The organism is Sulfitobacter noctilucae (assembly GCF_000622365.1).
GTDB lineage: Bacteria > Pseudomonadota > Alphaproteobacteria > Rhodobacterales > Rhodobacteraceae > Sulfitobacter > Sulfitobacter noctilucae.
Genome location: NZ_JASC01000013.1, coordinates 614,940 through 629,379, shown reverse-complemented (window position 1 = coordinate 629,379; position 14,440 = coordinate 614,940). Strand labels below are relative to the sequence as shown.

The window sequence follows — 14,440 nt, the reverse complement described above, 5'->3', positions numbered from 1 at the left end:
CTATGAGCACGGGAAGAACGGATGAATTCCGGCAAGATGCGGTGCGTATCGCCCTGACCAGTGGGCTAACGCGTAAGCAGGTGGCTGATGATCTGGGCGTCGGGATGTCGACGCTGAATAAATGGATTGCAGCGCACCGAGACACGGATGTGGTGTCGAAGAAAGATTTGAGCCTCGCCCAAAAGAATGACCGGCTTCGGCGTGAGAACCGCATTCTCAAGGAGGAGCGGGAAATCCTAAAAAAGGCCACGGTGTTCTTCGCGAGGCAAAAGCCGTGAGGTTTAGATTTATCGAAAAGCACCGATCTGCATTTTCTGTTGGCCGGATGTGCCATGTTATGAATGTCAGCCCGCGTGGTCCGCGTGCGTTTCGCACTCGGCCTGCAAGCCGTAGGCAGCGGTCTGATATGGTGACTTTGGCCCACACAAGGGAACAATCTCGTCTCAGACTCGGCAGCTATGGCAGGCCGCGTATGACTGAGGAATTGAAAGAGATTGGTCTGGATATTGGCCATCGTCGCGTAGGCCGATTGATGCGCCTCAACGGCATATCAGCCATTAGAACCCGCAAACATAAGGCCACAACCGATTACAATCATAAGTTCAACATTGCGTCCAACCTGTTGGATCGCGACTTCAACGCAGATGCTCCAAACCAGAAATGGGCTGGTGATATTACCTATATCTGGACCCACGAAGGCTGGCTGTATTTGGCCGTGATTTTGGACCTGCATTCACGGCGCGTCATTGGCTGGGCTGTCAGCAACCGGATGAAACGCGACCTTGCGATCAGGGCTTTGAGCATGGCCATCGCGTTCCGAAAACCGCCCAAAGGCTGCATTCATCACACGGATCGCGGGTCGCAATATTGTTCCTACGACTACCAGAAAATCCTGCGTCAGAATGCCTTCAAGGTGTCCATGAGCGGCAAAGGCAATTTTTACGACAATGCCGCCGTCCAGACGTTCTTCAAAACCATCAAGGCCGAGCTCATCTGGCGACGGTCGTGGGAAACGAGAAGGCAGGCTGAGATGGCCATTTTCGAGTACATCAATGGGTTCTACAATCCGCGTCGACGGCACTCAGCATTGGGCTGGAAAAACCCCGTCGCTTTCGAAAGGAAAGTGGCTTAAACGAGCATTTGGGGCGGCACGAAAGCGCGACAGGTCCACTTTCCGACTTGGCTTTAATACGAAAGGCGACGCAATGAAATCCGATTTCAGAACGTTCTCGGATCTGCCAAAATCGATTTTACGACCATTCAACTTGGGTGAAGTCGCTGCGGTCGTTGACGTGGATCGCAAGGTTGTGGTCCGAATGATCAAGAAAGGTGGATTTCCCAAGTCCGTATTTTCCAAATCAAAGAAGGCTGTTAGCGGTTCCCAGCAGATGCTCAAACCGATCGCGTGCCCAATTGTACATTTTGACCTGGCGGTCGGACACCTTCTTAGTCCTCGGCTCCGCCGTCAATTGCTGCGAGAAATTGGCGATGTAGCGAGAAGCTCATCGAAGCAGGGTGTATTCGAGAAAGGCATATTGCGCGTTGATTTGGCTGGCTCGGTCTCGAAGACGGTTTCAAGAATGGCCTCATTGGCAAGCGCCGAGGCTGCAGTCCTATTCGATCCTGAAATTAGGGGTGGGCTGCCGGTCATGCGCGGAACACGAATTGGTGTTTACGAATTAGCGGATCTCTGCAAGTTTGAAACCGTTCACTACATTTTGGAGAATTTTCCAAGCCTGTCGGCAGAGCATCTTGAACAGGCAAGCCTATATGCAAGGGCTCATCCGCTCAGTAATGTCCCAGGTTGACTCTGTTCTCTCTGGCAACCTGGAAAGGGCCGCCGAAACCGCTGCTGCCTTGATCCCCATGGAGATTGAAACGACCCTCTGATGCGGGCCTCATTGCTCGCGACTGATGTAAGTTTCCTATGTACATAGATCTGTGAGGGATGTGCATAGGACAATTATCAAACTCTCCGAACTGCGAGCCATTTCTGTAGTTCAAATCTTATCTTTAGCATGCGCACCTTCACTACAGATTGACACGCAGAGTAGCGTGTGCAGCATCGAGCCATACTTACAAAGAGTTTAATCATGTCAGATTTCGTTGATCCAATAATTACCACCGAGGAAGATCAGAAACTCAGGGTAACTTTCTCTACGGCGGAGAAAATCAATTTCTCCTCTGCCCAGAACGGCGTTTCAATCCTTCGCGAGATTAAATTAGCCAATGGGACAGATGCGCCACTGGAGAACCTTTCTATTACGATTGAGAGCACGCCTTCTGTCATCAAGCCGAAAACCTGGACGCTGGATCGGCTTGGCCCAGGCGAAGAACGGAAACTGTCTGATCTCAAAACGCCCTTAAACGACGCGCTCCTATCCGGGCTGAACGAGGCAGAGTTTGGCCAATTGCAATTGACGGTATCCGCCGGTGACACGGAACTGTTTCGCGAAGACCGTCGGATCGAAATGCTGGCTCGGGACGAATGGGGCGGCATCGGAGATATGGCCCATCTGCTGGCTGCTTATGTCTCGCCCAATGATGCGGTGGTGGCAGCCATCCTGAAGGAGGCCGGTCGGCTGCTGGAGCGAGGCGGACAAAGCGGCGCAATTGACGGCTACCAGTCGAAAGACCCAGGCCGTGCGTGGATGCTTTCGGGAGCAATCTGGTCTGCGACCACCGCGCTTGGATTGACCTATGCCTATCCTCCAGCATCTTTCGAGACACGCGGCCAGAAGGTTCGCAGCCCAGCGCGCGTTAAATCAGAAGGGCTTGCAACCTGCTTGGACAGTTCCTTGTTGCTTGCTGCGTGTTTCGAAGCGGCTGGGTTGAACTCGGTGGTTCTATTTTCTGAGGGACACGCTTGGACAGGTGTTTGGCTTACCGAACGCGATTTCGGTCAGGTGACGGAACCTGATGTCATGACTGTGCGCAAGGCCATTGACGCCCGCGAATTTATCACCATGGAGACGACACTTCTAACAAAGCGACCAACTATCGGTTTGGAGCAGGCAGTCAGCGTCGGACGTGACCTGACGGCTGAACGCAATGAGCATACCTTCCAATTGGCAGTTGATGTTCGGCGGGCACGCGTCGCGCGCATTCGGCCTCTTGCATCCCATAGCACCGAGGAAGACCATGACGTTGAACAGATCGAAGCTGCGCCGTCGGCCTTGCCGAAGCCGCTGGCTTTCGATTTCCTGCCTGGTGATCTCGTAGATGAAGATCCGAAGACCCCACAAGATCGGATCTCTCGCTGGCAACGTAAGCTGCTGGATCTATCCTTGCGCAACCGCTTGCTGAATTTCCGCGATACCAAACAGACAATTCCCTTTGTCTGTCCGGACGTTTCGGGCCTTGAAGACCAATTGGCCGAAGGAAAGAAATTCAAAGCTCTTGCACTCAAGGACGAAGACCCAGTCGGGCAGCGTGACCTGCTAAACAAGGAAGAGCCTAAGCTGCTCGAAGAGGTCGCGCGCGATGCCTTTGCCAAAGGACAACTGGCTGTCCCATTGACAGGAAAAGATACAAACAACCGCCTTCTCGGGCTTTTCCGCAAGGCCAAGAGCGACATGCAGGAAGGCGGGACCAATACACTGTTTCTCGCCGCAGGGTTTCTGCGTTGGAAAAAGACAGACACCGATACACGCAGCTATCGCGCTCCATTGCTGCTCATCCCTGTGAAGGTATCGCGTCGCTCGGCCCAATCCGAATTCATCATCGAGCACCATGAGGACGACGTCCGCCTGAACGCGACCCTCCTCGAATTCCTCAAGCGCGACTTTGACCTTCATATCCCGGAACTTGAAGGAGAGTTGCCGCGTGATGAGAGCGGCTACGACCTGCCGCTGATCTTTGAAATCATGCGACGCAAGGTGCGCGACGTGGCGGGGTTCGAGGTGGTGGAGGAACTGGCTATGTCAACCTTCTCCTTTGCCAAGTTCCTAATGTGGAAAGACCTGGTGGAGCGGACGGACAGCCTGCGCAACAATGCACTGGTACAGCACCTCGTCGACAATCCAACCGAGCCATTCCTTGCCGAAGGTGCGGCCGCACTTCCCACGGCCGCTGATGTGGACCGACGGGTCGCACCACGAGATATGTTCACGCCGTTGCCTGCGGATTCTTCACAGTTGGCGGCCGTCCTTGCTGCACAGGACGGGCATGATTTTGTCCTTATCGGCCCTCCAGGAACCGGCAAAAGCCAAACTATTGCGAACATCATTTCGCAGTGTCTCGCTGTTGAAAAAACAGTGCTTTTTGTTGCCGAAAAATCCGCGGCGCTGGACGTCGTACATCGTCGCCTATCGGCCCATGGGCTTGGCGATGCCGTCTTAGAACTCCATTCCAACAAGGCAGACCGAAAGTCTGTGCTGAATCAATTGGGGCGTAGCTGGGATCGACAGGGCAGTGTGTCGGAGGACGAATGGATTCGTGTGACTGATGACCTTTCGGTCACACGCACTCAGCTGAACGAGTACGTTACCGCCCTTCACCGCAAGGGTACACAGGGATTTAACGTCTATGAAGCGGTGGGCCACGCTGCGCGCACAGAGGTTTCTTTTGAGCTGTCCTTCGACAACAAGGATGCCCACGACGCCGAGAGCTATGCGCATTTAAGGGACCTTGCCGAGGCGATCGGGCGCTATCACCAAGTTGTTCAGGACCGACCTGCTTTGCCACTGGTCGGTGCTGAAGAGTGGTCCTTTGGCTGGCAAACTGAGCTTTTGTCGCGCTCGGAGAACCTGCGAAAGGCCACTCGCGAGATGGCAGAGCAAGCGACCGCCATAACTGCTTTGTGTGGGTTAACTGAAGATGCTCTGACCAAGGAGCGGCTTGAAGCATTGGTGGCTCTTTCTGGGTGGCCGGCCACCGGTTCCGATGTAAGCTGGGGCTTGGAGACGGACCTGTCGAACGCGGTCCAGGAAAGTGAACGACTTGCCCCAATGTTGGACGCGTATCGCACCGCGTCCGCGGCACTATCGGCAAGTTATCCTTTGGATCGACTGAGCACGATGCCGCTCGATCAGATGGATGCTGACTGGCGACGCGCCCAAACCAAGTTCTGGCCGTTCTCAACCTTCGCCAAATCCGCAGTGCGAAAGCTGCTGCAGACCTACGCTACAGGTGGCAAGGCTGATCCGAGTAACGACATTGCCGGTCTCGATGCCCTGCGGCGGATCGACGGCGACATCGAGACGATTGCATTGGCCAGTTGCCCCGCTTTCGAAAAGGCCGGAACCGACGCCAATCGTTTGGCCCAGTTGATTGGTGAGGCGCAGCAATTCAGAGCGGTGACCGACCCGCTGGCGCCCAAGGTCTCGGATCACTCACGATGGTCTGAGGTCAAACTCACACTGGCACGCCGCGAGACTGGCGACCTACGGGCAGCCCTGGATGGCTTTAGTAGGCTTCATCAACATTGGATCACTCAGGCGGATGCCTTCCAGCAAGTAGCAGGCACCGACCCGACAAAGTATTCAATTGATGAGCTCACCCAGCTGCTTGATCAAACGTTGGAGAACCGCGCGGCTTTGGAGGACTGGACCCGTTGGATCAACGTCCGCAATCAAGCCTGCGGGGCAGGATTGTCCTCTCTGGTCGAAACTGTCGAAGCCCGAAGTCTGACCTGTTCCGCCGAAGAAGCTTTCACCACGGCCTACGCCCAGTGGTGGCTAGCGCGGGCCATGGACGCAGAAGTAGCGCTGCGGGGCTTTTCCCACTGGTCCCATGAGGACGCGATCGACAAGTTCCGCGCCCTCGACGATCGTGCTACTGAGATGGCAGCAGGGCAAGTCCTTCACCGCATCCGGCATGGTTTACCCGCTCGCGATGGCGTGGCTCGTAAATCCGAGCTGGGAACCCTGCGCCACCAGCTCGGCCTGCAACGCCCCAGTATGCCGATCCGATCCCTGGTTTCAGAAATGCCTGATACCTTCACCAAGCTCGCACCATGTGTGTTGATGTCACCGTTATCTGTCGCGCAATACCTGCCTGCGGGGCAAGCTGCCTTTGATGTCGTAATCTTCGATGAAGCGTCTCAGATCACAACCTGGGACGCGATTGGCGCCATCGCACGAGGACGGCAAGCTATTATCGTTGGTGACCCCAAGCAGCTGCCTCCAACCAATTTCTTTGGTCGTAATGATGACCCCGAAGAGGATCTGCCAGAAAGCGAAAAAGACCTCGCTTCGATTCTTGACGAGGTGTCGGCTGCGGGCATACCGACCCAGCAACTTGACTGGCACTACCGGAGCAGGGATGAATCACTAATCGCATTCTCCAACTGGCATTACTATGGCGGGAGACTGGTGACCTTTCCGTCACCAGCCACGGAATCCCAAGCAGTAAAGCTGCACCAGATAAATGGCACTTATGCCCGTGGCATGGGACGCACTAACGAGGACGAGGCCCGAGCCATATCCCGTATGGTTGTGCGCCGGTTGACAGAATGGCTCCTGTTGCCTGAAGAAGAGCGCCTCACGCTTGGCGTCATCACCTTTAACGGTGAGCAACAAGGGCTGATCCTCGACCTGCTGGATGAGGAGCGCCGCAAGAATCCCGAACTGGAATGGTTCTTTGAAGACGATCGCGAAGAACCCGTCATCGTTAAAAATCTGGAAAACATCCAAGGGGACGAACGCGACATCATGCTGTTCTCGACCACCTTCGGTCCGGATCACGCAGGTAAGCTTTCGATGGCATTTGGTGCTCTCAATAGCGATGGTGGGGAGAAGCGGCTGAACGTAGCTATTACCCGCGCCCGGCAGGAGTTGCACATCTTTGCCTCGGTTCGTGCGGATCAGATCGATTTGACCCGCACAAAGGCGCTTGGCGTAAAGCACCTTAAGGGTTTCCTGGACTTCGCGGCACGTGGGGCAGTTGCACTTCCTTCGCAAGACGATGGTTCGCTCGGCCCTGTGGAGAACGTCTTTGAGGCGGCCATCAAGGCGGCCATCGAGGCGAAAGGTTGGGAATTACGACCGCAAATTGGCGTCTCGGGCTTCCGTATCGACTTGGGCGTCGTGCATCCGGATCATGCGGGCGTCTACCTTGCAGGGATCGAATGCGATGGGGCGACCTATCACGGCTCTGCCACGGCCAGAGACCGGGATAAAGTACGACAAGCTGTTCTGGAAAACCTCGGCTGGAAGATTTTGCGCATCTGGTCGACTGATTGGTTCAAGAACCCAAAGGCCGTCGTGGAGCGTATCCATGACGCGCTGACGAACCATCTGGAGGACGACCGGGCAAGGCGCGCGGAAGAAGATGCCACCCGAGCTACTTTATTTGAAGAGGAATTGCCGACCGACGGAATCGAACCTGTCGAACAAAGTGAAGCAACTGAAATGGTGACAGCTCCGGCGGAACTGGAGCAAGTGCCTGATCCAATAATGGATTTACTCGAACCTCGCGAAGAACCTCTTGTTGCAGGCGTTAAACGTCCGGAACATGATTTAATAGAAGCAGGCGAAACGAAGGAATTCGGAGATCTATCTCCGGACCCGGAGCAATTCTACGATGCGGCCTACATCCCGCGCCTTGAACGTCTCATAGAGGATATCGTCGAGAACGAAGGACCACTTCCAATAACGCTCCTTTCCCGGCGTGTCGCTCAAAAACATGGATGGCAACGTACTGGGCGACGTATCGTTGAACAGGTGCGCGCGGCATTGGCGTGCATTGATATTCACAATGCGGACGGCGTCGATTTTGCATGGAGCAAGGGCAGTCACTCATACCGTGTGCCGTTCCAGGCTAACCTTAATCGTAGCATCCGCGACATCTCACGCGCCGAAATTGCATGGCTTTACGACGCCAATGCAGAGACGCTCGAACAAAGCGACGACCCGGCGCGCGATCTATCGCGCCTGGCAGGCTTGCAGCGTTTGACAGCCGACAGTCGAAGCTATCTTGAAACGTGTATGAAATGGCGGACTGAAACGGCTTCGATGTGAAGCACTGAAGCTCCACAGGAAGATCGAGATTGCGATCTGTAACTTTCCAAAGCGAACACGATCAGGAGGCTCGACCAATTTCACGGTTCTGGCAGACACATGAGCAACAGCGTCGCGTTGTACGGCCCTCTTTGGGCTCTTAACGTGATCGATGCCCCTGCGCAGTTACAGACAATTTTTCGGATTTGTCTGTAACTGCAATTGCGTGTCAAACTACTGCTAAAAATGGTTACCTGCGGTACCGCCCGATCAATGACGCTTTTGCGATATATTCAAGTATTCCACCCACTATACTGGTATAGTGGATGGAATACCGTCGCTATATCGACAGAAGCAAAGGCAGAAGGCTACGAGCTTGATGCTACTTTGCGACTATGAGCAGTTCCGGCATGCCAACTTGGTATAAGCGCAAAATTATGCGCTCAGGTGGCGCAAAATTATCCGCTTATTACCATGGCTAAGTCATTGAAAAACGTTGCGCGGGGCGCAAGAATACGCGCGCGCCTACACAAAGTGTAGGGTTACCCATCCAACACCAGGCAGATCATCCGGCTTATGACTGACAGGGATACGCTCATCCGCGCCACGCTCGATCTCACGAAGCAGCGCGGACCGGACAAGACCATCTGTCCTTCCGAAGTTGCGAGGCATATTGGTGGCGCTGACGAACGGACATGGCGACCGCTGATGGGGCCGATGCGAGAGGTTGCCGCTGAATTGGCGAAAGCAGGCAAGATAGATATCAAGAAGGGCGGGGAGGTGGTTGACCCCGACACCTTCTCCGGGATTTATAGAATTGCTATCAAGGATTGACGTGCGCCGCTGCCGAGCATAGCAGCGATCGTGAGTTACCGAGGCCACCTCAGCCCGTGCAGCGTCCCTCCAAGGACTTACCCAACCTGCTCCACGCCATCCAAGAGCTTTTCTTGTAGTTTTTCGCCATGAAGAACCGAAATATCTCCCGTCGTTTCAAGAACAACAGCCCGTACCTGCGAATACTCCAGTACATTCGACTCTCGCAATTTCGCGATCAGGTCACTTTTCGCGACCCGTGTCTTGGTAAGGGCCTCGTTGATAAACACGCCGTCCCGCATTAACAGAACCGGCGAATTCTGAACGGCGTTTTCAAACGCGTCAGAGGATTTGCGCACGCGGGCCACAATGTACTGGACACCGAGCAAGCTCGCTATGGCGAGGGAAGCCTGAAAATACCCCGACCATGAGGTCGCCTGGGCGGCACCGGCCAACAAAGACCCGGTGGCAACTGTGACCACAAAGTCGAATGCAGTCATTTTTGAGAATGCGCGCAGTCCGACAACCCGCACAACCAGAACCACCCAGATGACGGCCGTGGCGGATAGGACCACTGCCCTCAATATGATATCTAAAACCTCAGCTGATACAAACATGCGGCCTACTTTCTTTTGTCGATATACGAACCGGCTGCTTCAAGCCTGCGCTGGTTTAGTATGTAGGGCGTTGCAGCAGGTTTAAACCGCCCGTGATGAATACTTTATTCTTTGCGCCGTCTTCCTGTGGAACCGATGACACCGCGCCAACGTTTGGAAACAACCAATCAGCACACAGACCCGGAAGTTCCACGCAGTGCTCGCCACCTTAAAACACACCAACCCCAAAGCTCTTGGCCGGCACTTCAGGAATAGCAACGTCGAAGAGTACGCCTTCGATGTGCATTGATTGGACACCCCCTCGACTTGGTAAATGTACTCAAAGGGAGATAGACCATGAAGAAGACCGAACTTGATAAAGGCGGCCCGTCCCACCAGACGACTGATGATCGCGACCAGACCATGACCACGGCCCAAGGCGGCCCGATTGCCGACGGCCAGAACTCGCTGACTGCAGGACCACGCGGCCCGGTTCTGCTTGAAGACCATATTCTGCGCGAGAAAATTTTCCATTTTGACCACGAACGTATCCCGGAGCGGGTTGTGCATGCACGCGGCTATGGCGTCCATGGCACGTTTGAATTGACCAAAGCCATTCCAGAGCTTTCCTGCGCCGATATCTTCCAGCGCGAGGGCGAAAAGACCCCTGTCTTCACCCGTTTCTCCACTGTTGCAGGCAGTGCAGGTTCGCCCGATCTGGCCCGCGATGTGCGCGGCTTTGCGGTTAAGTTCTACACTCAGGAAGGTAACTGGGATCTGGTTGGCAACAACATCCCTGTTTTCTTCATTCAGGACGCGATCAAGTTCCCCGACCTGATCCATTCCGTCAAACCTGCGCCGGATCGCGGCTTTCCACAGGCGCAATCAGCGCATGACAACTTCTGGGACTTCATCTCATTGACTCCGGAAGCCACGCATATGACGCTGTGGGCGATGTCGGATCGTGCGATCCCCCGCTCTTTGCGGTTCATGGAAGGGTTCGGCGTTCATACCTTCCGGCTGGTCAACGCCGAAGGCAAATCTCACTACGTGAAGTTCCATTGGAAGCCCCGCCAAGGCCTGCAATCTGTCGTTTGGAATGAGGCGCTGAAAATCAACGGCATGGACCCGGACTTCCACCGCCGCGACATGTGGGATTCCATCGACGCGGGTGACTATCCGCAGTGGGATCTTGGCATTCAGGTGTTCGACGATGAATTCGCGGACAGCTTCGACTTTGACATCTTGGACGCAACCAAACTGATCCCCGAAGAAGACGTTCCGGTCCAGATCATCGGCACCATGACGCTTAACAACAACGTTGAGAACTTCTTTGCCGAGACCGAGCAGGTTGCATTCTGCACACAGAATATTGTGCGCGGCATTGATTTTACTAATGACCCTCTGCTGCAGGGCCGCAACTTTTCCTACCTCGACACCCAAACCAAACGCCTTGGTGGTCCGAACTTTACCCATATTCCAATCAACGCGCCGAAGTGCCCCATGCGGCACTTCCAGCAAGACGGTCACATGGCGATGCACAACCCCAAAGGGCGCGTGAACTACGAGCCAAACAGCTGGAGCGAAGATGCAGGGCCGCGTGAAAATCCTGATGTGGGCTTTAACAGCTATCCAGAAAACGTCGCTGGTGAAAAACAGCGGACCCGCTCGGAAACTTTTGCGGATCACTACAGTCAGGCACGGCAGTTCTATATCAGTCAGACGGATACGGAGCGTGATCACATCGCTGCCGCCTATACCTTTGAACTGTCCAAGGTCGAGCGTGAAGAAATCCGGCTGCGGATGCTGAGCCATTTGATGAATGTGCATGACGATCTGGCCTCTGCGGTGGCCAAGGGGCTCGGGATCACAGACATGCCAAAGGCGGCAACCCCTGCGCGCGAGCCGATTGATGTGGCACCCTCCGATGCGCTCAGCATTCTCAAGAATGGCCCAAACAGCTTTGCCGGACGCAAGTTGGGCATCTTTATCTGTGACGGTGCGGATGCCGACCTGATCAGCGCCCTTGAAAGCGCATTCAAAGAGGAAGGCGCTATGACTGAAATCATCGCACCGCATATTCAAGGTGCAAAGTTGTCAGATGGCAGTGTGAAACCAGCAGACGAGAAGATTGATGGCGGTCCTTCAGTTGTCTACGACGCGGTTGCGATTGTTCTGTCCGACGACATGGCAAAGTCTGTTGCGGCGATGAAACCCGCCAAGGATTTCCTCAGCGACGCCTATGCACACGCCAAGTTCATCGGCTTTACCAATGCGGCCCAGCCGCTGTTCGATGCGGCAGGCCTGTCTGGCAAATCGGATGAAGGTTTGATCGAACTGAATAATGCCGATGCTTTTGTAAAATCCTGTCGCGCTTTGCGCTACTGGGACCGAATGAAGGGCTAATTGGTCTGATGCCCCCTTGTGCACATCTGTAAGACATCTATATACCATCCACATGGATGGAGAAACATGATGTCAAACGTTGTAAACCTACGGGGCAAACAGCCCGATAACGAAAAGATCACTATCAATCTCGGATTTGTGGATCTGGGGCGGATCGACTTGCTGGTACAGGAAGGGTTCTATTCCAACCGCAGCGATTTGATCCGCACCGCAATCCGGAAACAGCTGGACGCGCACGAACCGGACGTGTCCAGCACTATAGACCGTCATACAATGGAACTCGGGTTGCGGGACTACTCCGTCGCGGACCTTGAAGCTGTACGTGACGCCGGCGAAATGCTGCATGTCAAGGTCGTGGGCCTTGCCCGTATTGCCCATGACGTCACCCCCGAATTGGCTAAACAGACCATCGGCTCCATCAACGTACTGGGTGCTTTGCAGGCCAGTAAGGAAGTGAAAACCGCACTGGCTGATCGTATTAGCTGACCCCCTAACCTAGGATAAATATGATGATGAATTTGAACGCCGACGCGATGCGTTGGGCGATGGATCGCGTGCGGCCTACTGCCAAGCTGGACGCGCAGACGCTGGTGGAACAGACGCTTCGACAGCATGGACTTATGCCTGATGGTAGGTTCGGTTCACCTGCTGGTACCAAGACATACCCCTCCGCGCCTGCAACATCGCGCAAGCGGTACACCTGTGCGGCCGGATCGCGTGAATATGTTCTGCATATGCCGGAAGGGCCGGCCAACGGTGTCCTGATGATGCTGCACGGCTGCACCCAAACGCCCGATGACTTTGCAACCGGAACAGATATCGTCAAGACCGCCACGCAGACCGGAATGATCGTCGTTCTTCCTGCGCAATCGCGTGGCGACAATGCACAGTCCTGCTGGAACTGGTTCAGCGGCACCGATCAAAAACGCGAGCGGGGCGAACCGGCAATACTGGCAAGCCTAGCTGGAGAGATTGCGACGAAAAACAATGTACCGAAGGGGCGTACATTCGTTGCGGGCCTTTCAGCGGGCGGCGCAATGGCTGTCATCCTGGGGCAAACCTACGGTGATGTTTTTACAGCCGTGGGGGTGCATTCCGGGCTGCCATACGGCTGTGCGCGGGGCGTGAACGAAGCTTTTGCAGCGATGGGAGGCAATGGCTCCCGACCGTCCCAGACAAAGACCGCCACGGTGATTCCGACAATCGTGTTTCACGGGACCGCCGATCACACGGTGGCTCCCGCGAATGGCAGCAGGATCATCAACGATGTGCTCGACAGCGCATCAGGGCAGCAGACCCAGATTGTGAACAATGGCACCGAGGGCGGCAAAGCCTTTAACCAAACGATTACCCTGTCCGACAACGGCACGCCGCTGACAGAGCATTGGGAGATTTCCGGCCTCGGGCATGCCTGGTCCGGGGGCAATCCCAATGGCTCCTACACTGATGCAAACGGCCCTGATGCCAGCGCTGAAATGCTCCGCTTTTTCAAAGCCATATCACAGAACGAGGTTTAACATGACATCCCACTCTATGCTTTTCGATGCAGTATCCGAAACAACGCCTGGTCCCAAATGGCAGGCCCGTTGGAACCGCTCCTGGCCCGCCTACGAACCTTGGTTCATCGCACGTGGCGGCGACAGCGGTCCGTCCCGCGCAGAATGCGAAGCGAAACTTGCCGAATACATGCCCGAACTGGTCGAGACCCACGCCGCGCTGACCGAACTTGCGGGCGGATCGGACCGCGCAGCAAGGTTTCTATCAACCTGGTGCCCGCCAAACTATCTGGGCGGCTGTTCGCTTGCCTGCGCCGTATCGGACACGGATGTTCGGTTGGTCCGCAACTATGATCTGTCGCCGGACCTGAACGAAGGGCTGCTTCTGCACACGGCATGGCGCGGCAAAAAGGTCATGGGCATGGTCGAATTCCTTTGGGGCCTTTCGGACGGTATCAATGAGAACGGGCTGAGCATTGCGCTGGCCTATGGCGGGCGACAGGACACCGGATGCGGCTTTGGCATCACGACAATCTTGCGGTATGTGCTGGAGACTTGCGATACGGTCGAAGAGGCGCTTGCCGTGCTGCACCGCGTGCCGTCACACATGGGCTACAACGTGCTTGTGGCGGATGCCTCCGGCAACACCGCGTCGGTCGAGCTTTACGCCGGGGGCGGTGCAGAGGTTCAGCCTGTTCCGCTTGCGACCAACCATCAAAGCAACGGAACAAAGCCGGACCGTGCCGAATTTACGGACACATACGGGCGTGCCGAGACGCTGAAAACTTTACTTGCCGCAGGCGAGACCCCGGAAAAACTGGTCGATAACTTCAAGGTAACGCCCTTGAAGCAGGACCGGTATTCCGCAGGGTTCGGCACGCTCTTCACAGCTGAGTATGCCCCGGTCACAAGTACCATGGTTTTACATTGGACCAATGAAGCCTGGGAACAGAGCATCGATGATTTTCAGGAAGGGCAGCGGACCATTCACTATACCAACACCGTTGGTACCTCTGCAGATCCTCTGGGTATCGACTGGCAGGCCGTTGGCGAAGCCTATGCACGCGGTGAAATACCCGACTGGCGGACGTTTGTTCCGAATTGGCAAAACGCTGCATGATGATATTTGCGAAGGGGCGGGCAGAGCTGCCTGCCCCCTCGCAATTCTATATTACGACTTGGGTTAGCA

General features: G+C 55.2%; 9 protein-coding genes. 8 read left to right on the top strand and 1 reads right to left on the bottom strand.

The window, feature by feature from the left end; all coding sequences use genetic code 11:
* Window positions 1–2 precede the first annotated feature (2 nt).
* The 4 genes from Z945_RS0109755 to Z945_RS0109740 all read left to right on the top strand — a co-directional run bounded on the left by Z945_RS0109755 (window position 3) and on the right by Z945_RS0109740 (window position 8,774).
* Window positions 3–1,132 (top strand): IS3 family transposase gene (locus tag Z945_RS0109755; RefSeq protein ID WP_420911456.1). Its coding sequence is split into 2 segments (ribosomal slippage): window positions 3–246 and window positions 246–1,132, totalling 1,131 coding nucleotides; the frame shifts between segments, so codons are not numbered across the junction.
* 73 nt (window positions 1,133–1,205) lie between these two features.
* Window positions 1,206–1,808, top strand: coding sequence for a DUF433 domain-containing protein (locus Z945_RS20075; protein ID WP_025051921.1), 603 nt, complete (start codon window positions 1,206–1,208; stop codon window positions 1,806–1,808).
* Window positions 1,809–2,093: 285 nt separating this feature from the next.
* Entirely contained in the window at window positions 2,094–7,961 is a 5,868-nt protein-coding gene (locus Z945_RS0109745; RefSeq protein WP_025051920.1) for a DUF3320 domain-containing protein, read from the top strand.
* Window positions 7,962–8,516: 555 nt separating this feature from the next.
* Window positions 8,517–8,774 (top strand): DUF3253 domain-containing protein, encoded by a 258-nt coding sequence (locus Z945_RS0109740; RefSeq protein WP_025051919.1) that lies wholly within the window; start codon window positions 8,517–8,519, stop codon window positions 8,772–8,774.
* Between the two features lie 77 nt (window positions 8,775–8,851).
* Here Z945_RS0109740 and Z945_RS0109735 read toward each other — a convergent pair whose 3' ends face one another.
* Window positions 8,852–9,370, bottom strand: coding sequence for a DUF421 domain-containing protein (locus Z945_RS0109735; protein ID WP_025051918.1), 519 nt, complete (start codon window positions 9,368–9,370; stop codon window positions 8,852–8,854).
* Between the two features lie 336 nt (window positions 9,371–9,706).
* Here Z945_RS0109735 and Z945_RS0109730 point away from each other — a divergent pair, with 336 nt between their 5' ends.
* From Z945_RS0109730 to Z945_RS0109715, 4 genes are all read left to right on the top strand, one after another.
* Complete coding sequence (locus Z945_RS0109730; RefSeq protein WP_025051917.1) at window positions 9,707–11,755, top strand: catalase; 2,049 nt, start codon at window positions 9,707–9,709, stop codon at window positions 11,753–11,755.
* Window positions 11,756–11,824: 69 nt separating this feature from the next.
* Window positions 11,825–12,241 carry a CopG family transcriptional regulator gene (locus Z945_RS0109725; RefSeq protein WP_025051916.1) on the top strand — a complete coding sequence of 139 codons (417 nt, stop codon included), beginning with the start codon at window positions 11,825–11,827 and terminating at the stop codon, window positions 12,239–12,241.
* 23 nt (window positions 12,242–12,264) lie between these two features.
* Entirely contained in the window at window positions 12,265–13,272 is a 1,008-nt protein-coding gene (locus Z945_RS0109720) for an extracellular catalytic domain type 1 short-chain-length polyhydroxyalkanoate depolymerase (RefSeq protein ID WP_037970923.1), read from the top strand.
* Between the two features lies 1 nt (window position 13,273).
* Window positions 13,274–14,371, top strand: coding sequence for a C45 family autoproteolytic acyltransferase/hydrolase (locus Z945_RS0109715; RefSeq protein WP_025051914.1), 1,098 nt, complete (start codon window positions 13,274–13,276; stop codon window positions 14,369–14,371).
* The last annotated feature ends 69 nt before the right edge of the window (window positions 14,372–14,440 follow it).